17 protein-coding genes are annotated in these 23,800 nt (G+C 61.1%); 1 reads left to right on the forward strand and 16 read right to left on the reverse strand.

The annotated features are described in order from the left end of the window. Positions 1-3: 3 nt before the first annotated feature. The 16 genes from ACURWW_RS02005 to leuB form a co-directional block, all read right to left on the reverse strand. Complete coding sequence (locus ACURWW_RS02005) at positions 4-2,040, reverse strand: transglutaminase TgpA family protein (RefSeq protein ID WP_445615340.1); 2,037 nt, start codon at positions 2,038-2,040, stop codon at positions 4-6. After that, positions 2,037-3,035, reverse strand: a complete 999-nt coding sequence (locus ACURWW_RS02010) for a DUF58 domain-containing protein (RefSeq protein ID WP_445615341.1) — start codon at positions 3,033-3,035, stop codon at positions 2,037-2,039. Before ACURWW_RS02010 ends, ACURWW_RS02005 begins: the two co-directional genes overlap by 4 nt. A gap of 89 nt (positions 3,036-3,124) precedes the next feature. Continuing rightward, positions 3,125-4,048 carry an AAA family ATPase gene (locus tag ACURWW_RS02015; RefSeq protein WP_445615342.1) on the reverse strand — a complete coding sequence of 308 codons (924 nt, stop codon included), beginning with the start codon at positions 4,046-4,048 and terminating at the stop codon, positions 3,125-3,127. A 100-nt stretch (positions 4,049-4,148) separates the two neighbouring features. Further along, positions 4,149-5,336 carry an O-succinylhomoserine sulfhydrylase gene (locus tag ACURWW_RS02020; protein ID WP_445615343.1) on the reverse strand — a complete coding sequence of 396 codons (1,188 nt, stop codon included), beginning with the start codon at positions 5,334-5,336 and terminating at the stop codon, positions 4,149-4,151. A gap of 501 nt (positions 5,337-5,837) precedes the next feature. Beyond that, positions 5,838-7,376, reverse strand: coding sequence for an amidophosphoribosyltransferase (purF, locus tag ACURWW_RS02025; protein ID WP_445615344.1), 1,539 nt, complete (start codon positions 7,374-7,376; stop codon positions 5,838-5,840). A gap of 96 nt (positions 7,377-7,472) precedes the next feature. Then, entirely contained in the window at positions 7,473-7,970 is a 498-nt protein-coding gene (locus tag ACURWW_RS02030) for a CvpA family protein (RefSeq protein WP_445615345.1), read from the reverse strand. Between the two features lie 194 nt (positions 7,971-8,164). Then, positions 8,165-8,758, reverse strand: coding sequence for an SPOR domain-containing protein (locus ACURWW_RS02035; RefSeq protein WP_445615346.1), 594 nt, complete (start codon positions 8,756-8,758; stop codon positions 8,165-8,167). Positions 8,759-8,809: 51 nt separating this feature from the next. Beyond that, positions 8,810-10,123, reverse strand: coding sequence for a bifunctional tetrahydrofolate synthase/dihydrofolate synthase (gene folC / locus ACURWW_RS02040; protein ID WP_445615347.1), 1,314 nt, complete (start codon positions 10,121-10,123; stop codon positions 8,810-8,812). A 15-nt stretch (positions 10,124-10,138) separates the two neighbouring features. Next, complete coding sequence (trpA, locus tag ACURWW_RS02045) at positions 10,139-10,945, reverse strand: tryptophan synthase subunit alpha (protein WP_445615348.1); 807 nt, start codon at positions 10,943-10,945, stop codon at positions 10,139-10,141. 38 nt (positions 10,946-10,983) lie between these two features. Then, positions 10,984-12,198 carry a tryptophan synthase subunit beta gene (trpB, locus tag ACURWW_RS02050; RefSeq protein WP_445615349.1) on the reverse strand — a complete coding sequence of 405 codons (1,215 nt, stop codon included), beginning with the start codon at positions 12,196-12,198 and terminating at the stop codon, positions 10,984-10,986. 22 nt (positions 12,199-12,220) lie between these two features. Next, the gene (locus ACURWW_RS02055; RefSeq protein WP_445615350.1) at positions 12,221-12,898 is read right to left on the reverse strand and encodes a phosphoribosylanthranilate isomerase; all 678 of its coding nucleotides are present in this window, start codon (positions 12,896-12,898) and stop codon (positions 12,221-12,223) included. Positions 12,899-13,049: 151 nt separating this feature from the next. Continuing rightward, positions 13,050-13,925: a tRNA pseudouridine(38-40) synthase TruA gene (gene truA, locus ACURWW_RS02060; protein ID WP_445615351.1), complete on the reverse strand. Its 876-nt coding sequence runs from the start codon at positions 13,923-13,925 to the stop codon at positions 13,050-13,052. 87 nt (positions 13,926-14,012) lie between these two features. Further along, a complete protein-coding gene (locus ACURWW_RS02065) occupies positions 14,013-17,300 on the reverse strand; it encodes a FimV/HubP family polar landmark protein (RefSeq protein ID WP_445615352.1) in 3,288 nt (1,095 codons plus the stop codon). Between the two features lie 370 nt (positions 17,301-17,670). After that, complete coding sequence (locus ACURWW_RS02070) at positions 17,671-18,681, reverse strand: aspartate-semialdehyde dehydrogenase (protein WP_445615353.1); 1,011 nt, start codon at positions 18,679-18,681, stop codon at positions 17,671-17,673. A 76-nt stretch (positions 18,682-18,757) separates the two neighbouring features. Continuing rightward, a complete protein-coding gene (asd, locus tag ACURWW_RS02075; protein ID WP_445615354.1) occupies positions 18,758-19,864 on the reverse strand; it encodes an aspartate-semialdehyde dehydrogenase in 1,107 nt (368 codons plus the stop codon). 204 nt (positions 19,865-20,068) lie between these two features. Beyond that, positions 20,069-21,145 (reverse strand): 3-isopropylmalate dehydrogenase, encoded by a 1,077-nt coding sequence (gene leuB / locus ACURWW_RS02080; protein ID WP_445615355.1) that lies wholly within the window; start codon positions 21,143-21,145, stop codon positions 20,069-20,071. 212 nt (positions 21,146-21,357) lie between these two features. Between leuB and ACURWW_RS02085 the strand changes: the two genes are divergently transcribed. Continuing rightward, the gene (locus ACURWW_RS02085; RefSeq protein WP_445615356.1) at positions 21,358-23,796 is read left to right on the forward strand and encodes a hypothetical protein; all 2,439 of its coding nucleotides are present in this window, start codon (positions 21,358-21,360) and stop codon (positions 23,794-23,796) included. Positions 23,797-23,800 lie beyond the last annotated feature (4 nt).

Here is a 23,800-nt window from a genome sequence, read left to right on the forward strand (position 1 = left end):
CGCTCAGCGAGTGAAAGATCCGGAGCCGAAGCCGAGGGTTTTCCGCGGACGTCGTACGAGTCTGCGGAGCCTTGGCAGTTCTTGAACATTGTCCCCATACGCGTAGCGTTCGAAAGACTCGGTCACTTCGGTCGCCCAGTCCGCCAGGTCGGGACGCTCCTGTTGCACCCTTTCCGCCAGCGCTCGCGGCCCCTCGTCGCCGCGCCGTGCAATGCCCTGGGTGCCCAGCCGCCGCAGGAAGCGCCGATATAGCTTCTCACCTGGGTCGCGCGGCGCGCGCTGGTCCCGGATGACGAAAACCAGGCCGATCAGCGCCACCACCACGAAGCCTGTACCGAGCAACAGACCGGCGACCCGCAGGGGTGTTACTCCACCCAGCAGGTCGTTCAACAGTCCACTCTGCTTGTCCTGATCGTAACTCAGAACCAGGCGATGCCAATCGTATTCGAGCGCGTCGAGACGCAAGCGAATGGCGAGTACAACAGGATACTGACCATAGTTCCGGAGCGAAAAGGGATTATCGCCGTCCTGGCTGCGTTCGCTGGCGGTTAAGGACGAAATCCCCGATTCGATACGATCCGGTGCCACCGCCGCGGTAGGATCCACCCGCTTCCAGCCGCGGCCTTCCAGCCACACTTCCGTCCATGCATGGGCATCCGCCTGCCGCACCAGAAGAAAATCCTTCACCGGATTCACCTCCCCCCCCTGGTACCCCACGACCACGCGAGCCGGAATGCCCGCTGCGCGCATCATGACGGTAAAAGCGCTGGCGAAGTGCTCGCAGAAACCCGCCCTGCTGTTCCAGAGGAAGTCGTCCACGGGGTGCTCGCCCAGCAAAGGCGGCTCCAGAGTGTAGGTGAACTCCTGATTGAAATGCTGCAGCACACGATTGATGTAGGCGTCGACGCTGCCCGCATCCGCCCGCCATTCCCGCGCGAGTTGGCGCGCCCGCGGATTGGTGTTGCGCGGCAAAGCCAGCTCCCGCCGCCGAACTTCGGGAGCCAGCGTTTCAGGCGCCAGGGAATACTGTGGGCGAGAGGTCACCTGATACTGGAAACGGTTGCGAACCGGCCTGCGGCTGACCAGGCGGAAATCCCGCGTAAAGCCGATCTCCGCATCGCGGGTTTCCGCCAGCGGCAGCCCATAGAGCCAGTGCTGCTGGGTGGCTTCCAGAATGACTTCGTATTTCAGGGCCGGGCCTTCGGTTCTGACAAGGCCGCGCCAGTCGGCGGGATACTGGCGGTTCCACTCCACCGCCTGCAGGTCGTATGCATTGAAGCGAGCCTGGGTCCAGCTCCGGCCATCGAACTCCGAAAGCACGAGCCCGCGCCAGTACAGATCCCGCGCAGGCGGAATCTCGCCTTCGAAGGTCACCCGAAATGCGCGGCTGTCATCCTGGGTCAGGGAGCTGAAATCCCCCGGTGACATGCTGTCACTCACCCCGCTCTGCGCCGTGTGCTCCTGTTGGGGAACCGCCCAGATGCTACCGATGCGGGGCATGACGATAAAGAGCACCACCATCAGCGGCACGCTCTGGGCCAGCAACTTGGCCGCCGTCCCAAAACTGCGCAGAGGGTAACGGTGGCCCTGGGCCTGGTGCAGACCGAGCAACGCGGTAGTGAGGACAATGAGGCTCAGCACTGCATAGGCGGTGGTCCACAGCCCCTGCCAGAACAGAAACTGGGTGGCAGCCACAAAATAACCGAGGAAGATGACCACCAGCGCGTCGCGCTTTTGCTTCATTTCCAGCAGTTTGAGCAGGAAGGCGGTGATCAGCAGTCCCACCATGGGCTCGATCCCGAAGAAGCGGCGGTACTCGGACAGGAGCCCCGCAAGACACAGGGCGACGATAAGGCTTTTGATCCAGCCGCCCGGGAACGGCCACTGCCCCCGATAGATCTGCACACGCCAGATCATGGTGGCAAGCCAGGCCAGCAAGATCCACACAGGCAGGTGCACCAGATGAGGGATCACCAGCAAAGTCTGTGCGACCAGCAGCCATACCAGACTGTTACGGGGCACCTGGAAGTGCGGAATCATTGCCGACCTCCCCCGGCCCGCGTCCGCAATTCGCCCGTTTCAAACAGTGCGAGCATTTGCAGGGCCTGGTCCCGATGCGTCGAACCGCGACCCGGAGGCAGCGATTCTCCCGGCAGGCGCAATCCATATTCCACATTACCTCTGTCGGCCTCCAGAACCCAGTAGCACAGGCGGGAAAGCCGCGCCTCCCGATCCATACCGCCCAGATAGTCCCAGTCCAGCCACAGGCGTCGGTCCAGATACGCGCTCGAATCCTTGGTATGCAGCCCCATCCCACGCGCGTAATGCTTCCAGGCCACGTCCCGCAGGGAATCTCCCGCCTGGTAGTCCCGGTACCCGGCAAACTCATCGTGGCCGCGGGAGGAGGACTGTTCTCCTTCGTCGCGCAGGCTTTCCGCCAGCGGCAAGGGCCCGGCCGGAACCGGCCTGGGGTAAACCAGGATTTGGCAATCCATGTTGAGGCGGGTCCAGCAGCGCAGCAATCCCAGCGGGTAGCGGGTTTCCACCACCAGACGCCCGGGGTTGAACCAGCCCCGGCCCGCAGTGGGCACAAAAACGCTGACCGTTTCCTCGTCCTGCTCAAAGAGACTGAGCACCACCGGTTCACTGCCCGCCCAGCGCAGCACTACATTGTCCCGGGGGCGGGACCCGGACCGCCGGACCAGCAGGCGCACCTCCGATTTTTCGCCGCTGATGGCCGGGCTGCCGCCCAGACGGCGCACGGAGATACCACTGAGATTGGCGAAGGTGTGAAGAATGGTGACCACGAACAGGGCCACCATCAGGAAGGCGAGACCGAGCACCAGATTATTTTCGTAATTGGTGCCCACGAGCCAGAGGGTGAGGTTCAGAACCAGGAAGCCCAGCCCCGCCCGGGAAGGAAAGATGTACAGAGATCGGCGGCCAAGGCAGTGCTCACCGGATGCCGGCTGACGGGAATCCGCCCAGGCCCGAAGCTGGGCCCGCAAACGGCGCGCGGGGGTTAGAGCGTTCATGGTGCGTGTCCGGCCTGGTTATGTCCGGAATGACTGTGTCCGGAATGACTGTGTCCGGTTTGCTTGACCATCTGCCCGGAACCTCGCGCCTAGGCGCCCATGACGTCGACGTTGTTCAGCAGCCGCTCCACCATACCGAGACCATTGCGGTCACCGAAGTTGCCGCCGTCCTGCACACGATGCCCCACCACAGCCGGTGCGACGGCCTGCACGTCCTCGGGAATCAGATAATCCCGTCCTTCGATCAGCGCCCAGGCTTTGGCACTGCGCAGCAGCGCAAGGGCGCCTCGGGGCGACAGGCCACAACTGAACTCCGGTCCAGTGCGGGTGTAGTCCACCAGACGTTGCAGGTAATCCAGCAGACTGTCCGAAGCGTTGACGGTATCCACCTGCCCCTGCAGTTCCCCGAACTCCTGAAAACTCAGACAGGCCTGCATGTCTTCCAGACGGGATCGCGGATCGACCCCCATCAACAGGGCTCGCTCCGCCCGCTTGTCCGGGTAGCCCAGCTGAATGCGCATAAGAAAGCGATCCAGTTGCGATTCGGGCAGGGGAAAAGTCCCCGACTGGCTATTGGGGTTCTGGGTGGCAATCACGAAGAAGGGCTGCGGCAGGGGGCGGGTCTCCCCTTCCAGGGTCACCTGGCGCTCTTCCATCGCTTCCAGAAGAGCGCTCTGGGTCTTCGGGGTGCTGCGGTTGATCTCATCGGCCAGCAACACCTGACTGAAAACCGGGCCCGGATGGAAGTTGAACCGGTTGTTGTCGCGATCAAAAACAGAAAAGCCAAGGATGTCGGCGGGAAGCATGTCACTGGTGAACTGCACCCGCCGGTAGGTGAGCCCCAGCGCATTGGCCAGTGCGTGTGCCAGAGTGGTTTTGCCCATGCCGGGCAGGTCTTCGATCAGGAGGTGGCCCCGCGCCAACAGACAGGCGAGGGAAAGTTTGACGGCCTCATCCTTGCCCAGCAACACAGTGCCGATCTGGCTGATGATACGATCCAAGGAATTTTGCATGGTACGACTCAACCCATTCCCGTTGATTGTGCCGACGCGAGCAGGTCGGCACTGTTTATTTTATCGTTCTGAATTCAGGCGCATTCCGGCAGAGAACCGATCAACAGGCAGCGAAGCCTCGCTCCAGATCGGCGATCAAGTCTCTCACATCTTCCAGGCCAACGGATACGCGGATCAAATTCTCGGTGATCCCTGCCACTTCCCGCTCCTCGGCAGTCAGCCGGCCGTGGGTGGTACTGGCGGGATGCACGATGGTGGACTTCGCATCGCCCAGGTTGGCGGTCAGTGACATGATAGTCGTCCCGTCGATGAATCGCCATGCGGCGTCCCGATCTCCGCGCACACAGAATGACAACACACCGCCAAACGCACGCTGCTGCCGCGCCGCCAGCGCGTGCCCCGCATTGCTTTCCAGGCCACTGTAGTAGACCCGCTCCACCTGGGGATGTTGTTCCAGGTAGCGGGCGATTTCCAGTGCATTGGCAGAGTGGGCCTCCATGCGCAATCGCAGGGTTTCCAGGCCTTTCAGAAATACCCAGGCGTTGAAGGCGCTCATGGTGGGGCCGGCCGTGCGAAGAAAGGCGAGAACTTCGTCCATGTGGGCTTTGGAGCCAATGGCGGCGCCGCCGATACAGCGCCCCTGCCCGTCTATATATTTGGTGGCCGAGTGTACGACGATGTCGGCACCCAGCTGCAGCGGTCGCTGCAGTGCCGGTGTGCAGAAGCAGTTGTCCACCACCAGCAGCGCGCCGTTGGCGTGGGCGAGCGTCGCAAGTCGGCTGATGTCGGCGACTTCGCAGAGCGGATTGGAGGGGGTTTCGACAAATAGCATTCGAGTTTCGGGGCGAACCGCTGCTTTCCAGGCGTCAAGGTCGGTCAATGTGACGAAGGTGGTGGTGACGCCGAATTTGGCCATGTATCGGTTGAACAGGCCGGTGGTGGTGCCGAAAACGTCACGGGAGCAGATGACATGGTCTCCGGCTTTGAGCAGTGCCATGCAGGTGCTGAGGATGGCGGCCATTCCGGAGGCGGTGCCCACGGCCGCTTCACCACCTTCCAGGGCGGCGATTCGATCCTGGAAATTGCGGACGGTGGGGTTGGTGTAGCGTGAATAGACGTTGCCCTGTTCGTCGCCACGGAACCGTGCCGCAGCTTCAGCCGCGGATTCAAACACGAAACTGGAGGTCAGAAACAGCGCTTCGTCGTGCTCGCCCTCGTGGGTCCGGCACTGCCCGGCCCGCACTGCCAGCGTGTCCAATCCTGCTCCATCAAGATAGTCGTCGTTCATTCCTGTTGTCCTGTTCTGAAATTCTGTGGGCTCAGGTGTGGCGCTTCAGCCGATTTGCAATTCCGCTGAACGTTTCCTGCGCGCGCCCGAAAGAGCGGATTGTGCGTGAATGTAGGCGAGGTCGGTGCCTCAACCCGTTTGCCGGTGCCTCAACCCGTTTGCCGGTGGGAGAGTCTGTTTCGGAAACGCGGTGAATACATCCCTGTAGCTCCTTCGCTTCATCCCTGAAGCGAAGGTTCCGAAACAGACCCTCCCACCGGCAAACTCATATTGTGCCTGCCCGATGAGTTGAGTTCTTTCCTTTGGGGGATGGCCTGGATTTCAGCGTCGCGGGGCCACTCCGATGCGAGTTTGGGCTGGGGTTCCGCTTCTCGAAACCCTCGCGTCAGGGATGGCGCGCGGGAGCTACATGGACGTATTCACCGCGTTTTCGAGAAGCGGAACCCCAGTCCAAACGGATTAGTGGCACCCTCTCCGCTCTGACGACCACCAACTCCGCCCCTAGATTCCCCCTTCGGAGGCATCGTTGTGAAGACTCATCACACCCGTATTATCGTCATCCACGTCTTTGTGTTTAAGTGAACGCACCTTGTCGTTGCGCTCGGCGGCGAGTTTGTTGAGGTAGTCTTCGTTCACATCGCCGGTTACGTATTCGCCCGTGAAAACCGAACATTCGAAGGCCTCGATGTCGCGGTTACCCTCACTGGAGGCTGCGACCAGATCTTCCAGGTCCTGATAGACCAACCAATCCGCGCCGATCTCGGTGCACACTTCCTCGACAGTTCGATTGTGGGCGATCAGCTCGCCCGCCGTCGGCATGTCAATGCCGTATACATTGGGATACTTGACCGGAGGCGCAGCGGAGGCGAAGTACACCTTCTTAGCTCCCGCCTCCCGAGCCATCTGAATGATTTGCTGGCAGGTTGTACCGCGCACGATGGAGTCGTCCACCAATAGTACGTTCTTGCCGCGAAATTCCAGCTCAATGGCGTTGAGCTTCTGGCGCACGGACTTACGTCGCTGTTGCTGGCCAGGCATGATGAAGGTGCGGCCGATGTAGCGGTTTTTAACCAGACCTTCCCGGAATTTTACCCCCAACTGATGAGCGAGCGCCTGCCCGGCGACGCGGCTGCTGTCCGGGATGGGAATGACCACGTCGATATCGTGCTCGGGCATCTCCCGGAGGATTTTTGCGGCCAGGTTCTCACCTTGCCGCAAGCGGGCTTTATAGACGGATACTCCATCCATGATGGAATCCGGGCGGGCGAAGTAGACATGCTCGAAAATGCAGGGGCGAAGCTGTGACTTCTCAGCACACTGGCGGCTGTGGAACTGTCCGTCCTTGGTGATATAAATCGCCTCGCCGGGAGCGACGTCCCGAACCAGTTCAAAACCCAGCACATCAAGAGCAACGCTTTCGGACGCGATCATGTATTCGTCGCCTTTGGCACTGGTTCGTTTGCCGAATACCAGCGGCCGGATGCCAAAGGGATCGCGAAAGGCGACAATTCCGTAGTTGGCGATGAGGGCAATGGCCGCGTAGCCGCCGCGGACCCTTTTGTGCGCGGAGCATACCGCGGAAAAAATGTCCTCCTCCGAGGGGTTCAGTTTGCCCAGTTCCTGAAGCTCGTGGGCGAATACATTGAGCAACACCTCGGAATCCGAATCCGTGTTCACGTGGCGCAGATCGGCCTTGTAGAGGTGTTCGCTGACTTCTTTGAAGTTGGTCATATTGCCGTTGTGGGCCAGGGCAATACCGTAGGGGGAGTTCACATAGAAGGGTTGTGCGAGTGCGGGACTGGAGCCGCCGGCGGTCGGATAGCGGCAATGCCCCACTCCAACGTTGCCCTTCAATCGATGCATGTGGCGGGTGCGGAACACGTCGCGCACCAGGCCGTTGGCCTTTTGCTGGGCGAGGCGACCGCCGTCGCAGGTAACGATCCCGGCGGCATCCTGTCCCCGATGCTGCAGAACCGTGAGTGCATCATACAACTGCACGTTCACATCGGTTTTGCCCACAATACCTACAATGCCACACATAGATCGACCACCCGGAAAACTGTTTACAACAATGGTTTACTTGGCGCTTTGGCTCGAGAACCTTGGCTACTTGAACCTTGGCTACTTGAACCTTGGCTACTTAAACAAAGCGACTACAAAATCGATGACGGAACCGGCCACCTGGCGCGACCAATGTTCCATCGATAAAAAATGGGGTATCAGACTTGATTCGCGCCACCAGACTTCCTGGTCGAGAGGTATGATGGGCGGAACAAGGAGAATTATCGCCATCACAACAATAAGGCCGCGAACCAGGCCGAAAATCATTCCGAAGGTGCGATCCGTGCCGGATAAACCCGTCATTCGGACCACTTCCGCAATCAGGTAGTTCGCCATGGCCGCTACGACCAGGGTCGTCGCAAAGAGAATGGCAAACGCGACCATTTCTCGGACCGAAGGGGATTCAATGGAGTTGGCAAACAAGGTGGCAAGCGATCCGCTGAAGAGCATGGCAATGATAAAGGCCGCGGCCCAGCCAGCCAGTGAGAGAGCTTCCTTCACAAAGCCCCGCCTGATGCTGATAAGACTGGAAACGAAGAGGATTCCGAGAATAGTGAGATCGGCCCAGTTCATAAGGGAGTCAGAAACCTGCTGCCTGGAGCGGGAGTGCGATGGCGGCGCTTTGCGGTCCCTGGCGCCAGATCCGGCCCGATGTGAGATCGAGCAGCTTGGAATCAGTCAGTCGGTTCAAATCGGATGTCATTACCCGCGGCTCTGGTGAGCGCGTATGCTAAAGGTAAACCGGCGGCGAATCAATCGCGGCCCCATCAGGGTGCGAACTCAACAATCAGCGATTTGGTCTTGAAATCCTCATCGATGCGCTGCTTGTCGGCCTCGGCAACGGCTTTGTCGATCTTGGGCCCGACGAATACCCGATGAACCCTGCCCTGTCCGGTACTGCCCTCGCGAATGTAGCTCTTGTAACCGGCGTCGAGCAGGCGCTGGCGCATGGACTGGGCGCGTTCGGCGGACCGAAAACTGGCGACCTGCAGGGACCAGCCCCGGGGGACGCCTTCGTCTGTCAGGGTGGGCGCCGGCCGTTGCGCGGGCTCGGCCGACGTGACCGGTTCGGCCGCATCGTTCGCTGGCTCTTCATCCGCAGTTTCGTCCTCGGTCGCCGCAGTTTGCGGCTCCTCGTGGGGGTAATTCTTCTCCAGGGGCTTTGCCGGTGGTATGTCCTGCGGCTGGACGGGATCGGGGATCTCAAGCATCTCGGTGCGCAGCTCGGGCTCCGGCGGAATTTGGGTGGTCAAGTCCACGGAACGACGCGCATCTTCCCGGAACAGGCTCGGGAGAAAAAGCACCGCTACCGCCAATAGAACGATTGCGCCAATGAGACGCTGCTTCAGTCCGTCATCCATCTGCTCTACCTGTTGGTCCCGCCGTTGAGTGTGTTTACGAAGACGTCAGCTTCAGAGCCCCTTGGCTTCCGGCGGCTCGTTCGAAGCACCGTTCTCGTTCAACCGTGTCAGCACTGCCGCAACCGTATAGAAGGAACCGGCCACCAGTATTTGATCACCGGGTCGGGAGTCGGCCATGGCTTGGGCAAACCCGGCCTCAACACTAGCACAGGAGCGGGCAACGAGGCCAAGCCCCCGTGCGCAACCGGCAAGCTCTTCCGGGGCGGCCGCGCGGGGCAGCTCCGGCAAGCCGCAGAGATACCACTCATCCACCGATGCACCGAGCGTTTCCAGCATGGTTCGATAATCCTTGTCCTGCATCACGGCAAAGACCGCTCTCAGGCCGGTCGAGCCCGTGTCCAGCAGTCGCTCATTGAGGTAGTTTGCCGCCGCCGGATTGTGGGCCACATCCAGAATGATCTGCCGGCCGCGATAGTCGATTCGCTGACAGCGCCCGGGCAGTCGACACTCGCGAAGGACACGCGCCAGACGATTCTCATCCACGGTGTTGCCAAGCAGCACAAAGGCCTGCAATGCGGCCGCGACGCTCGCCAGAGGCAAATGAGGGAGCGGCAGATCATTAAAGGTCAGCGGCTTGCCCTGCGCACTGCAACCCTGCCAGCTCCATCCACCAGCAGCCCGGGACCAGCTCAACTCCCGACCTGCAAGCAACAGATGAGCGCCCTGTTCCGCGGCGATATTCAGCAGTGACCGGGGCGGGTCGCTGTCCGCGCAGATGGCGGGTCGACCCGGCCGGATGATACCTGCTTTTTCGGCGGCGATGGCCTCGCGGTTCGAGCCCAGCCAATCCTGGTGATCCAGATCGATGCTGGTAATGACTGCGACATCGCAGTCAAGCAAATTGACTGCGTCCAGCCGCCCACCCAGCCCGACCTCCAGAACCAGAGTGTCAATGCCTTCGCGTGCGAAGATCATCAGAGCGGCGAGGGTGCCAAATTCGAAATAGGTCAGGGAAATCTCTTCCCGAGCGGAGTCGATTCGATCGAAGGCTTCAATCAGCGCCTGATCGGCAACGGGTTCGCCATTGATGCGAACCCGCTCGTTGTAGCGGAGAAGATGGGGTGAGGTGTAGGTTCCAACCGTTTGGCCGGTCGCCAGACACAGCCCTTCCAGAACAGCAACGCAGGACCCTTTGCCGTTGGTGCCCCCCACGGTGACCACGCGCGACTGGCGCCCTTCCCGGAGCGCGGCCAGTTCCGGCAAGCGGTCCGCCACGCGCCGCAAGCGCTCCAGGCCCAGGTCGATGGATTTGGGGTGGAGAGACTCGAGCCAGCTCAGCCAATCGGCCAGGGTATCAAAGCGCACGACTCACGCTCCGGTTCAGGAGTCCAGAGCGCTGCGAATCGGCGCGACCAGTCGGCCTACCGCATCGGCAACCGCTTCCGGACTTTCGCCAGCCATCTGGCCCATGGTGTCCACAAACAGGCTGCCCACAACGGCGCCGTCCGCACGCTCAGTAACGGCCCTGGCCGCTTCGCCGCTCTTGATCCCGAATCCCACGCAGATGGGCAGGTCTGTCAGCTCACGGAACTCGGCAATCTTCCGGTTCACTGAATCCACATCCAGATGGCCTGCCCCCGTCACCCCCTTCAGGGACACGTAGTAGAGAAAGCCACCCGCAAGAGAAACAATGTGGCGGGCGCGCTCGGTGGTCGTGGTGGGGGCCAGCAGGAAGATGTTGGCAATATCCACTTCCTTCAGGTGGGCGTTGAGTGCCTCCGCTTCCTCGGGCGGCAAGTCAACGATGATGACTCCGTCGACACCGGCGTTGGCAGCCTCGCGGGCAAACAGCTCGTAGCCCATGCGTTCGATGGGATTATCGTAGCCCATCAGAACAATGGGTGTGTCCTGATCGCTTTCCCGAAACTCTTTAACGGTTTCCAGAGTGGATCGCAGACTGACCTTGTGCACCAGCGCGCGCTCGTGGGCGAGTTGGATGGTGGGGCCCTCCGCCATGGGGTCGGAGAAAGGAATGCCCACTTCGATAATGTCGACTCCTTCAGCCACCATCTTGTGCATGGTGGGCAACGTCGCTTGCGGACTCGGGTCGCCACTGACCAGGTAGCTGACCAGGGCCTTGCGTCTGGCTTGTTTCAGGGCATCAAAACGGCGGGAAAGTCGATTCATTTATTCTTCCAGAAGATCGTTCAGGTGTTGTTTGGCTTTCAGAGTTTCAGGCCGTCAATCTCAGCCACGGTCATGAGATCCTTGTCACCGCGACCGGACAGGTTCACCACAAGGATCTGATCGGTCGCCATGGTGGGGGCCAGCTTCTCCGCATAGGCGAGGGCGTGGCTGGACTCCAGGGCAGGAATGATACCCTCGGTGCGGGTGATCTTGCGGAACGCTGCGAGCGCTTCGTCATCGTTGATGCACACATAGTTCACCCGGCCGATGTCCTTCAGCCAGGCGTGTTCCGGGCCCACACCCGGGTAGTCCAGACCCGCCGAGATCGAATGGGTCTCGATGATCTGCCCGTCCTCGTCTTCCATGAGATAGGTGCGGTTGCCATGGAGCACGCCTGGAATGCCCGCATTGAGCGGTGCGGCGTGCCGGCCCGTTTCGACACCATCGCCACCCGCTTCCACACCATACATGGCAACCGCCTCGTCATTCAGGAAGGGGTAGAACAGCCCGATGGCATTGGAGCCACCGCCCACGCATGCCACCAGTGCATCCGGCAGACGGCCCGCCTGGGCGAGGCACTGCTCCCGGGCCTCCCGGCCGATGACGGATTGAAAATCCCGTACCAGTTGCGGGTACGGGTGAGGACCGGCAACCGTGCCGATGATGTAGAAGGTATCGTCCACATTGGTGACCCAGTCGCGCATGGCTTCATTCATGGCGTCCTTGAGCGTGCGGGAGCCGGACGTTACCGGAATCACTTCCGCGCCCAGCAACTTCATGCGGTACACATTGGGGGCCTGGCGCTTCACGTCTTCCGCGCCCATGTAGACCTGGCATTCGAGCCCGAGCCGCGCCGCGATGGTCGCGGTGGCAACGCCGTGCTGCCCCGCGCCTGTTTCCGCAATCACACGTCGCTTGCCGGTGTGCTTCGCGAGCAGGGCCTGGCCGATGGTGTTGTTGATTTTGTGGGCGCCCGTGTGATTCAGGTCCTCGCGCTTGAAGTAGATCTGCGCTCCGCCCAGTTCACGGGTGAATCGCTCTGCGAAATAGAGCGGCGACGGACGGCCTACATAGAAGCTGAGATCCCGGTCGAATTCCGCCAGAAACTCCGGGTCGTCCTTCATGCGCTGATAGAGCTCGTTGAGCTGGTCGAGCGCGTCGATCAGGGTCTCGGCTACGAACCGACCGCCGTAGGGCCCGAAGTGGCCAGAGGCCGTGGGAAGTGTGCCGTAATCTTTTGTCGAGGAAGTCATTCAGCAAGAAACCTGTTTTCCGCTATTGATCGGGGTTTGCCGCGTGGGCTGCCTGGATGAACAGGCGCATTTTTTCTGCATCCTTGAGTCCGCGGGAACGCTCAACACCGCTGCTCACATCCACTGCGTAAGGACGGGCCACCTGCACTGCCCGGCCAACGTTATCGGGGCCAAGGCCACCGGCAAGGATCCAGTTGATGTGTTCGTCGCGAGGTACACATTGCCAGTTGAAACTTTCGCCGGTGCCCCCGTGCCCTTTCGCGCTCAAGGTGTCCAGCAGAATACCTTGAGCGTTCCTGTAGGCCCGGGCCTGCTCGAGGATTTGCCGGCGGCTGTGCTCCAGCGCGGCTTCATCCGGGTATGGTGAGTCCAGCTCCGCAACCTTCAGGGCTTTGATGTAAGGCCGGCCGAATTGCTCGCAGTATTCGGGTGATTCATTGCCGTGAAACTGCAGGAGCTGGAGCGGCACACGCTGCAGAACTTCCTTTACCTCTTCCGGAGCGGCGTTCACGAACAGTCCAACCAGGGTGATGAAGGGCCCCGCGGCGAAGGCAATCTCCCGGGCGACCTCCGGTGAAACGCAGCGAGAGCTTTTTTCGTAGAACACCAGGCCGATTGCGTCCGCCCCGAACTCGGCCGCCAGCAAGGCATCACTTGGTGCTGTGATGCCGCAGATCTTGGTCCGGGTGTAACTGGGCATAGGGTCCTTCAGGAATCGGGAGAGTGTTGCATGAGGCCGAGAGGCGGCACCACAAGGGGAGGAATATTAACAGAAATCCGGGCCACTTTCCCCTCGGCCTGGACCCGGCCCGGCAAGTCCGGCGGGAGCACGTGCTTGAGCGACTCAGCACTCAGCACTCAGCCCAGGTGAGAGTCTCCGGAAGGAAGTAGGGCCCGCCCTCCCCCGCCGGCAAGTCGAAGGCTTCCGGGTACTCCACCCGGACCAGGTAGAGTCCCGCAGCGGGCGCGGTCACTCCGCCCTGGGTGCGATCCCGGGCTTCCAGCACCTGGGCAACCCATTCCGCGGGTTTGTCCCCGCAGGCGACGGTCATCAGCACACCCATGATGTTGCGAACCATGTGGTGAAGAAAGGCGTTGGCCCTGAGCTCCACCACCATCAGCTCCCGGGTGCGGGCAAAGCGCAGTCGCTGCAGGTGACGCACCGGACTGCGAGCCTGACACTGGCTCGCCCGAAAGGAGCTGAAATCGTGCTCGCCCACCAGACAGCGAGCTGCTTCCACCATCCGCTCGAAATTCATGGGACGCTTTTGCCAGGTAACCTGATCCCGCATCAACGCCGGACGTGTGGGGGAGTTGTAGACGATGTAGCGATAACTCCTCGCCACAGCGCTGAAGCGGGCGTGAAACTCCGGCCCGATCTCGCGCGCCCAGCGCACGCTGACACCCTGGGGCAATCGGGCGTTCACCCCCAGGGACCACGCTTTCAGGGGTCGCTCGGCGAGGGTATCGAAATGCACTATCTGAGAACTGGCGTGGACGCCCGCATCTGTCCGGCCCGCGCAGACCAGTGTGATCGGCTCGTCCGCAACGCTGGACAGGGCCGCTTGGAGACTTTTCTGCACCGTATCCACCGCAAATTTCTGGGCCTGAAAACCGTGAAACTGGGCACCGTTGTACTCTACACACAAGCATACCCGGCGCATGCCCTCAGGAAACATCATGCCGGGCTTCAGTTCGCAGTTGCGCGTGTAGTTTGCTGAGGTCATACAGGTCCGCGTGGATAGGGTTACAAATAAAAAAGCCCTGTGGATTTTCACCCACAAGGCTTGTCGTCGCGTCCGGGTGGGCCCGGGTCAGTCAATCTTCTCGAGCAGTTCCGCAGCTTCCCGCTTCTGGTCATCGCTTCCTTCGCTGCTCACTTCCTCGAGAATATCCTTGGCCCCGTCCTGATCACCCATGTCGATGTAGGCGCGCGCGAGGTCGAGCTTTGTGGCCACTTCATCCGCATCGGAGAGAAAACCCAGTTCGCTGTCCAGGTCCTCTTCAACCCCGAGGTCCTGGTCCTCACCGAACTCGTTGCTGTCGAAGTTGAACAGCTCTTCCTGCTCTTCTGCTTCGCCGCCTGTGGACAGCCCGCCCATGTTGAGCGCAGAGTCTGTACTGGGCTCGGTAGCCGGAGCAGCGGCAGCTTTGGGTGGGGCGGCAACAGCGAGATCGTCATCGAAATCGTCGTCCACACCGCCTACCAGCGCATCCATCTCCTGATCCAGAGCCTTCAGGTCCAGGTCGTCCAGGTCCATATCAAAAGCATCATCACCATCGTCGCCGACGGCGGGCGCTGCGGCTTCAGCGGAGGGCGCAGCCGCGGGTTGTTCACCGCCGAGGTTCATGGCGTCGTCCAGCGACTCGGAGCCGAACTCCATGTCGGAGAAGATATCCCCTACTTCGTCGTCTGCTTGGTCCGCCGAGCCACCCAGGTCCAGATTCAGCAGCTCATCAGAATCATCGGCTTCGGTGTCCAGCGAGAACTCGAGCTCTGGTTCTTCTCCGGATTCCCCCTCGACTTTTGTGTCCAGCGACGGGATGTCGGACTCCTCTGCATCCAATGAGAGCTCATCCAGCTCGAGGCTGAAATCGAGGCCGCTCTCGTCGCTCGCTTGTTCCGCCGCAGCGGATTCTTTCGCGTCTGCACCGTCCGCCTCGAAGGAAAGATCGAGTTCATCATCGCCCTCGGTGGCAGTAAAGGAAAAGTCATCGCCCAGATCGAACTCATCGGATTCGGGCTCTTTCCCGGCGCTTCCCGGGCTCTCAGCCTCCGCGTCATCGCTCAGGTCGAGATCGAAATCAAAATTCATTTCACCGGCAGAAGCTTCCTGAGCTTTCGATCCGGCGTCCGCACCTGCTTCGTCCAGGTCGAAGCTCAGCTCACCGGCGTCGCCGTCCAGGTCGAAGCTCAGCTCACCCAGGTCGTCGGAGCCGCTATCTTCCGCCACGGTGCTGTCGAGGGTAAGAAGCGGCTCCTCCTCACTCTCTGTGTTGCCACTGGCAGAGTGGTCGTCGAGCGACAGGTCGCCCAGGTCCATATCCCCGTCGTTGAAACTCAGATCGTCGTTCGATCCCAGGCTGCCTTCCGATTCCGAGGAAGCGCCGGCGCTCGGGGCCGCTTCCAGATCACCGACATATGGCGCTGCGCCTGGAATGCCCGCGCGCAACTCGCCAGCGCGGGCGCTTGCAGCGCCGTCGCCGAGGGAGAGCAGGTGCCCATACTCCCGGTCGAACTTGTCGATGTCCTTCGTTTCCGAGTACACCTCGAGCAGCTTCAGGCGCGCTTCGATGTGATTGGGCTCCTGAACGATGGCCTTCTGCAACATCTCCTCGGCCTGTTCAAATTTTCCATAGGCGATGTAGATATCCGCCTCCCCGACCGCGTCGCCGGTTTCTGCCTCCACCGGCTCTTCGGTTTCCTCAAACTCCTCCTGCGAGTTGAGCGGATCTTCGGCGCTGAAGTTTACGTCCTCATCGAACCCGCCTGACTCTTCCAGGCTGAAGTCGTCGCCGTCTTCGTCAAAGTGATCAAAGTCATCGTGATCAAGAGCCTCGAATGCGGCCATTTCCGCCGCCTGGCTGCGTCGGTGGAGGAAGTAAACCAGGCCGCCCAGCAGCGCCAGCACCGCAACAAGGATGTACCAGAGGTTGGCCATCACCATGTCCATCACAGTAGGCTGCGGCGGAATCTGGGGCACAACAGTATTGATAGGCTGGGCCACGGGCTCAGGAGCCGCTTCGGCAGCTTGCTCTTCGGGCGCCGCTTGCTCCTCGGCCGCAGTATCATCGGCGGCTGCGGCGCTCTCGGCGGAATCAACTTCGTCTCCGCCCTGCTCCGCTGTTGCCTCCTGCTCGGCATCCGCTGGGGTGGTCTCACCATCCGCGGGGTCGCCTTCCTGCTGCTCCCTGTTCTGTTCCGCCGCAAGCTGCATTGTGCGCAGTTCTTCGCTGCTGACTTCCAGCAGACGCTCCATGGTCGCGATCTGTTCTTCCAGGTCCGCGACCCGCGTGCTCAGCTCCTGGTTCTCCCGGCGGGCTGCATCCAACTCTTCAGAGGTAATTGCAAGCTCGTTTTCGAGTGCTTCCGTAGTCGCAGAGCTATCCCCCGCGCCGGACCGCTCTCCGGCCTGATCGGCCTGACCCGGAGCCGCCAGGGTCAATTGCCCACGACGTCCTTCATCCCGCGTCTGAACAGGAGCACGGCTGGAGGACGCGTCCAGCTCGGCGCCAGCCGTCTGGCCATCCCGGGCTGCGCTCCACTGACTGTTCTGGTAGGCAACTTCCGAAACAGCGGATTGCGCATCAAGGGCCTGGAATTCGCTTTCGCTGGGGATCCGCAGAACCTGACCGCTCTTCAGAAGATTGATGTTGCCGTTAATGAAGGCATCCGGATTAGTGCGCTGCAGGGCGAGCATGGTCTGCTGCATGGTCACGCCCGTGCCTGGCCTCACTCTTTCGGCGATTTCCCAGAGCGTATCGTTCGCCTGTACCGGCCCATAAACCTCGACACCAGGCTCGGGAGCTACCCGGCGTGCGGGTGCGGGTTGCGCGCGCGGCGGCTCGCCTTGGCGCTGCTCCGGTTGCGCGGGGCGAATGGGCTCAGGCTGGGGAGCGGCGCGGGGGGCCTGGGCCTGCTCACGGGGAGCGGGGCCAGCCTGCGCGCCCTGAACGGGCTGTGCGGCGGCGTCCTCCGCGAAGACGGGCAGGTCCATTAACAAGGTGTATTCCCGCAACAGGCGTCCGCCTGCGGGAGACTGAGCTTCGAGGAGAAAGATCAGATAGGGCTCGCGAACCGGTTCGTCCGTGGTGACTCTCACAACCGGGCCGCCCGGGTGGTCCAGGTTCACGTCGAAGTCGAGATTCTGCAGGAAAAAGATGCGATCCACCCCGAACCGCTGGAAGTCCTCGGCCTTGGCGAGATCCACGAGGATTTCTTCTTCGGTGAGATTGCGAACCTGGAGCAGCTTGATTTCCGCATCGAGGGGCTGGTTGAGCGTGGATTTCAGCGTAATTTCACCCAAGCCGAGTCCGTAGGCCCATGTCGTGCACATGGCTCCCACCAGCCCAACGGTAAACGTCAGCTTACGAAGATGCATAGGATTATCCTTTTGTTATCTCCTCGGCCCCAGTGCGAACCGCCATCTTGGCAGTGCCAGCGTCTTTGACCTCTAAATACCGAAACGCTTTCACGCGCCAGACTGACGCGGGAAAAAAGTGTTCACTTACGGGCGCGCGGCCCCCGTGCATGGTAGCTGCCGGAAATTGCTCGCGCTGCCCACTGGATTCGATTTTGAACCCGTTCACAATCCAGCCCCGGGATCGCCGCATCCGCACCCGGTCGCAGGCTGCTATTCGGCCGAAATGGCGCGTTTATAGCCAGCGGAAGGGGCGGCAGAGCGGTTGGCAGCGGTGGACGGCGGCTGGCAAAAGCTAGAATATTTCTTCACTCATTGCCGTAAGTATTCATTACAGATGGGTTTTTAGCAATATTTCGGCGATTTGTACAGCGTTGAGCGCGGCGCCTTTGCGCAGATGGTCCCCCACACACCACAGATTTACTTCCCGCTCGTTATCGAGCGCCTGGCGAACCCGCCCGACCATCAGCAGGTTTTCGCCCGTCGCGTCCTGGACCGGGGTGGGTCCGCCATCGTTTTTACGGTTCAGCTTGAGGCCGGGCGCTCTGGACAGCAGAGCACTCACCTCGCCTGCGGGCAGCGGACGGTCCGCCTCCACGCTGATCGCCTCCGAGTGGGCGTAAAACACGGGTGCCTGGACACAGGTGGGATTCAGGGGCAGATCTGGAAGATCCAGTACTCGCCGGGTTTCCGTCAGCAGGTCTATCTCCTCCGCCGAATAACCATTGGCGGACAGGGCCGAGGTCTGGGGGAGCAGGTTGAACGCCACCTGCTTCGGAAAAACCTCCGCATCGGCACCCAGGCCATTGAGCAACCGTGCCGTCTGCCCGGCCAGTTCATCGACTCCGCCCCGCCCCTGGGCGGATACCGGGTGCATACTGCAGACTCCGACTCGCGTCAGATTGGCGACGGCGACCAGCGGTTTGAGAACAAGAGACAGAAAAACACTGGCGGGCGAAGGGCTGGCCACCAGGGCCCCGGGCTGCAGGGCCTCGAGCAGCTCACCGTTGACCTCGGGAACTACGAGCGGCACGTCCTCGGCCGAGCGAAACTGGGCCGAGCAGTCAACCACGAAGGCACCGGCCTCGCTGGCCCGCGCGGCAAAGTCCGCCGACAGCGCCTGGTCGTCCACGAAGAACACCAGCCGGACGGTGGAAAAATCAAAATCCCCGAGGCGCTCGGTAGGCAGGGGTTTCCGATTGCGCACCACCTGTTCCTCGTCTTCGGGGTTTGGAGCGAGAATATGCAGTCGATCGATGGGCAGTTTTAGTTCGTCGATGACCTGCAACAGGACTTCACCCACGGCGCTGTTTGCACCGACGATCGCGATATTGCAACTCATGTGTGGACCACTGATGGGATGGGAAGAGTGAACGGAAACAGCGCGGGCACCCGAGAGGTCCCCGCGCTGATAAATGTTATTGCTCGCGAAGAATCCGCAGCATGCGGCGAAGCGGCTCGGCCGCCCCCCACAGGAGTTGGTCTCCCACCGTAAATGCCGACAGATACTCGTCACCCATGTTCATCTTGCGCATGCGGCCCACGGGTATATTCATGGTCCCGCTCACATGGGTGGGGGTCAGGCTCCGGAGCGACTCGTCCCGATCGTTGGGCACCACAGTCGTCCAGTCACTGCTCGAGGCGACGATGGCCTCTACATCGGCGAGAGGCACGTCCTTGGTGAGCTTGATGGTGAGCGCCTGGCTATGGCAGCGCATGGAGCCCATCCGCACACAGATGCCGTCAATGGGCACGGCCCGGGTGTTGCCGAGGATCTTGTTCGCCTCCGCCTGTGCCTTCCATTCTTCCCGGCTCTGGCCATTGTCCAATTGCTTGTCGATATAGGGCAGCACACTGCCGGCGAGGGGCGCAACGGTGTTGTCCACGGGAAAGGACGGATCGCGCATCCGCTCAATCACCAGCCGGTCGATCTCTAGAATGGCGCTTTGCGGATCGGCCAGCTTGTCGGCCACGGAATCATGAATGGTGCCCATCTGCTGAATCAGTTCGCGCATGGATTGGGCGCCCGCGCCACTGGCCGCCTGGTAAGTCATGGCGGTCATCCACTCGACCAGACCTTCGCGAAACAGGCCGCCCAGGCCCATCAGCATCAGGCTGACGGTACAGTTGCCACCGATGTAATCCTTGACGCCGCGGGCAAGTCCATCCTTGATGACGTTTGCATTAATGGGGTCCAGAACGACGATGGAATCATCGGCCATGCGCAGAGTCGACGCCGCGTCGATCCAGTAACCCTGCCATCCGGATTTGCGCAGTTGCGGATGCATTTCGCTGGTGTAATCCCCGCCCTGACAGGAGATGATCGCATCCATGGGCTTCAATTCGTCTACGGCTTTTGCATCTTTGAGAGCCGGGATGTCGAGGCCAATGTCCGGCCCCTTGCCGCCCACGTTGGAGGTGGTAAAAAATACCGGCTCGATGCCCTCGAAATCTGACTCGGCCAGCATGCGCTCCATCAATACGGAACCTACCATGCCGCGCCAGCCTACAAATCCTACTCTCATATACGGTCTCCAGTCGCGAGTCTTTCGTCAGCGCCTTTCTCGAAAATGTGACAGCTCGAACGATAAAGCTGACGTCAATTTTTGCGGGTCGGGATCAAAGAACCCGATCATCCAGAGCGAATATTGCGCCGGTTTTTCACCGCGCCACCGCCTGGTAAACGGAGCAAAAAACGGTCTCTGACGAACTAGTGTGATTGCACCATTCTACGTGAGTGCGGCCACAACTGCATCTCCCATCTCGGAGGTAGACACCTGCCGACAGCCGTCAGACTGAATGTCAGCGGTGCGCAGGCCCTGGTCCAGCACACGCCCAACCGCCTGTTCAATGCGGGCCGCCGCTTCAGCCTGACCCAGCGAGTACCGAAGCATCATCGCCCCGGACAGAATGGTTGCCAACGGGTTTGCCACTCCCTGACCGGCAATATCCGGGGCCGAGCCGTGACAGGGTTCGTACAGGCCGGCACCACTACCGTTCAGCGACGCAGAAGGCAACATCCCGATTGATCCGGTGAGCATCGCCGCCGCGTCGGAAAGGATGTCGCCAAACATGTTGCCAGTAACAATCACATCGAATTGCTTGGGCGCACGGACCAGTTGCATAGCTGCGTTATCCACGTACATGTGTGACAACTCCACATCCGGATAGTCCTTCGCCAACTCAGTCATAATCTCCCGCCAGAGGATGGTCACCTCGAGTACATTGGCCTTGTCGACGGAGCACAATTTTTTGTTGCGCTTCTGCGCGAGCTCGAACGCAACCCGGCCAATGCGCTCAATCTCGTGTTCAGCATAACGGTAGGTATTGAAACCCTCCCGTTCGCCGTTCTCCAGGGTATGAATGCCCCGGGGCTGCCCGAAGTAGATACCGCCGGTAAGCTCGCGCACGATAACGATGTCGAGACCGGACACAATCTCCTCTTTCAATGAGGACGCCGCGGCCAGTTGGGGATAGAGCAGCGCCGGACGGAGATTGGCAAACAGGTCCAGGCCGGAGCGCAACTGCAGCAGGCCCTGCTCGGGGCGCAGCGACCGCTCGATATTGTCCCACTGCGGGCCGCCCACCGAACCCATGAGTATGGCGTCCGAGCGGCGGGCCTGTTCAAGCGTCTCTTCCGGCAGCGGCTGGCCGGCGGCGTCCGTCGCACTGCCACCCAGCAGAGCCTCGGAAAACTGCAGATCCAGGCCCATGAGCGCGTTCGCCTTCTCAAGCACCTTGCGCGCCTCGGCCACGATTTCCGGGCCAATGCCATCACCGGGCAATAACAATATCTGCTTGGACACAGCGAACTCCTGTTGAAGTGGGAAATGAGGGGCGCGATTATAGACTGATTCCCTCCCCGCCTGAACCGTGAGTCGAAAACCCGCCTTACGGTCCTTTACCTGTATTTGTGACGTGGTCTATCGCGCCACGTGATCCGCTCCACCGACTTTCCTGACAAAGCCGCTAAGCTGCCGCACCCACAACAAAAAAGACGCGAGACGGGGCGATCCAGATGCAATTCAGTGTCATTGTGGCCGCAGGCAATCGCAGCCTTCATACCGAAGGGGACCGTTGGGACGAACTGGTCCGCTACCTCCAGTCCGCCCGGATTCGACCGGAACTCATCACCCGCCTGCGCGCCGGCAAACCGCAGGTCCTGAAAAACCAGCTCAGTTATGAGCAGGCTGTGACCCTCAGCGATCGGCTTGCCGACCTTGGGCTGGACACAACCATCGATCCGCCGACCAAACACGAAGCCAGGCCGGTTCAGAAACGCTCTTCCGCCACTCGACCGGGAACGACCAGCCGGCATGCTACAAGTGCCGGCAACCCGCCCCGCCGCAGCACACAAGAGGCAGGCAATGGGCGGCCCGCCCCCGGGAAATCCGCAAACACGCCAGGGAAGCGGCCACTGTCGAACCATTCGGTTGCCGCCGCAAGTGACTACATAAAAAGTCTGTTCAAGCTGCCGCCCAAAGGAGATCTGCAGGTCAAGCGCCCGGTTGCAGCCCGGTTACGGCTCTGGTTCTCCTGTCTGCGGAGCCTGCTGAATCCCGCAACCCTGGTTTCGGGTTTGATCATCATGCTGCTTGCGGTAAGCGGCGGCTTGTGGGTGCTCCGGGGCGCTTTGACGGATTTGTCACCATTGCTGGGAACTCTTTTTCTGCCTGTGCCTGTTCTGGCCATGCTGGCCAGCCTCGGCTTCATTGCACTGCTGGTGTGGCCCCGCAAATCACGCCCCCCGGCCCGGTTGAGTGTAAAAACCAAGGAAGATCCGCAGCTGGTGGTACTGGTGGCCGCCATCTGCAAATTGCTTAACGCTCCCGTTCCCGCCGGCATCTACCTGACCCCCGAGCCGGAACTGCGCGCCCGGCTTCGCAGCAGCCCCGGTCAATTGCTCGCTCTGAGAAAACCACTGGCGCCGCAGGTCGACCTGTATTTGGGAATGCCGCTCGTGGCGGCGCTGAGCATCAGCGAGCTGGGCGCACTGATCGCGCGCGAGTGCGGCCGCTACGGCCCGGAAACCGACCGCCGCCCCTACGGACTCATGACAGCAGTCGCTATGGGGCTGCGCTCATACGGAAGCGCCCGCATCGACCGCATTCAGGAGTTCCGTGCCAAATTGAGCACACAGGGTGTGGGCGGTGTATTGCGGAAGCTGCTTTCATTGGTGGAGGGGCTGGAAGAACTTCGCATCCGAAGCGTCCGGGCCCAGGAGGCCAGGATTACGCGACGCCTGTCGGAGCGTGATCCAATCGCCAACGGTTACCAAGGTCTGGTGTTCGGCTCGGAACAAAGAATGCTGCGCGAAAAAATCCGGTCCGTAGAAGCCGCCTGGCTGGAGGCGCTTCAGGACATGCTACAGCGCACCTCCAGCGAGCCGCTCGTGGACAGCCTCTCCAGCTATGTTGGCTCACGCACCCTTCCCTCGAACACCAGTGCGAAACCCACCGCGCCTGCTGCAACCGGCGTTCTCCGCTCCGACCGGCCGGCACACTCGCTCGTGAGCGAGTTTTCCCGAAGGGACACGCTCATCACCCGCAGCGTCTACCAGGCTCACGGACTGGACTTATCGAGGCTGATGCCTCTCGATGCCCTGCAACGCCGCCAGGACAACCAGGCGCGTCTGCGCGCCGTAGCCCGGGATTATTTCGTGGGCTGGTTTCACCCCAGCCAGTTCTGGGACCTGCCCGCGGAATCCGAGCTCGTGGTCAGTGACCGCAGACAGCAGATCCAGAAGCTCGAACAATGTATTGCGCAACTCCGTAATCTGCTCCCGGACCGTCCGCAGGCTTTATCCAGGTACGAGCGCCTGCGTAAGCAGTTTGTGGAGTTGTCGGCGGCGAAGAAGATCACCTTGGCCGGTGTCAGGTTTCGCTATCAGCACAATGGGGAGAACCCATCCGATCCTGGGCGTGAGACCAGCCTGCTGGAGCCCAAACTGCGGGAGAAAGGCGAGGAGCTGCGGCACCAGAACCGCCTCATGGGGGAACGACTGTGCCGCGCTTTGAGCCTCGACACAGCCAACCGGGCAACCGGCGGCCGCATCCTGACCACCTTGCGAGAGTTCAGCAGAATCGCGCAACGCGCAGGGAAACTGGCGACGGATCTGGAGGAGCTGGCGATAGTGCAAAGTTACCTGACGAAAGACGCGCCCAAGAACCTGGAACTGCACGCGCGGGAATTGACCGCCAAGATTGCCAATGATTACGCAGTCATCGCCAGGCGACTTCAGCACTGCCCCTACGGCTTCTACGATCGCCGCTTTCCCACCCTGCATGACCTGCTGCAGCAACGCCTGCAATCCGTCAATGCCCAGCTCGCCCAGGACAAGGCCCGCACGCTCCTGGCCCTCCTGTCGGAAGCCCACGAGCATTGCAGTCAGATGGCCGCCGGGTATGCCGCGCGCCTGGAGGCGGCTAACGGAGTACGGGGTGTGAAAAGAATCTAGGTTC

Source organism: Gilvimarinus sp. F26214L (genome assembly GCF_054401055.1).

Bases quoted from the DNA above. Each gene is read 5' to 3' on its own strand.
- ACURWW_RS02005 (WP_445615340.1), bottom strand. From the start codon at position 2,040: ATGATTCCGCACTTCCAGGTGCCCCGTAACAGTCTGGTATGGCTGCTG.
- ACURWW_RS02010 (WP_445615341.1), bottom strand. From the start codon at position 3,035: ATGAACGCTCTAACCCCCGCGCGCCGTTTGCGGGCCCAGCTTCGGGCC.
- ACURWW_RS02015 (WP_445615342.1), bottom strand. From the start codon at position 4,048: ATGCAAAATTCCTTGGATCGTATCATCAGCCAGATCGGCACTGTGTTG.
- ACURWW_RS02020 (WP_445615343.1), bottom strand. From the start codon at position 5,336: ATGAACGACGACTATCTTGATGGAGCAGGATTGGACACGCTGGCAGTG.
- purF (WP_445615344.1), bottom strand. From the start codon at position 7,376: ATGTGTGGCATTGTAGGTATTGTGGGCAAAACCGATGTGAACGTGCAG.
- ACURWW_RS02030 (WP_445615345.1), bottom strand. From the start codon at position 7,970: ATGAACTGGGCCGATCTCACTATTCTCGGAATCCTCTTCGTTTCCAGT.
- ACURWW_RS02035 (WP_445615346.1), bottom strand. From the start codon at position 8,758: ATGGATGACGGACTGAAGCAGCGTCTCATTGGCGCAATCGTTCTATTG.
- trpA (WP_445615348.1), bottom strand. From the start codon at position 10,945: ATGAATCGACTTTCCCGCCGTTTTGATGCCCTGAAACAAGCCAGACGC.
- trpB (WP_445615349.1), bottom strand. From the start codon at position 12,198: ATGACTTCCTCGACAAAAGATTACGGCACACTTCCCACGGCCTCTGGC.
- ACURWW_RS02055 (WP_445615350.1), bottom strand. From the start codon at position 12,898: ATGCCCAGTTACACCCGGACCAAGATCTGCGGCATCACAGCACCAAGT.
- truA (WP_445615351.1), bottom strand. From the start codon at position 13,925: ATGACCTCAGCAAACTACACGCGCAACTGCGAACTGAAGCCCGGCATG.
- ACURWW_RS02065 (WP_445615352.1), bottom strand. From the start codon at position 17,300: ATGCATCTTCGTAAGCTGACGTTTACCGTTGGGCTGGTGGGAGCCATG.
- ACURWW_RS02070 (WP_445615353.1), bottom strand. From the start codon at position 18,681: ATGAGTTGCAATATCGCGATCGTCGGTGCAAACAGCGCCGTGGGTGAA.
- asd (WP_445615354.1), bottom strand. From the start codon at position 19,864: ATGAGAGTAGGATTTGTAGGCTGGCGCGGCATGGTAGGTTCCGTATTG.
- ACURWW_RS02085 (WP_445615356.1), top strand. From the start codon at position 21,358: ATGCAATTCAGTGTCATTGTGGCCGCAGGCAATCGCAGCCTTCATACC.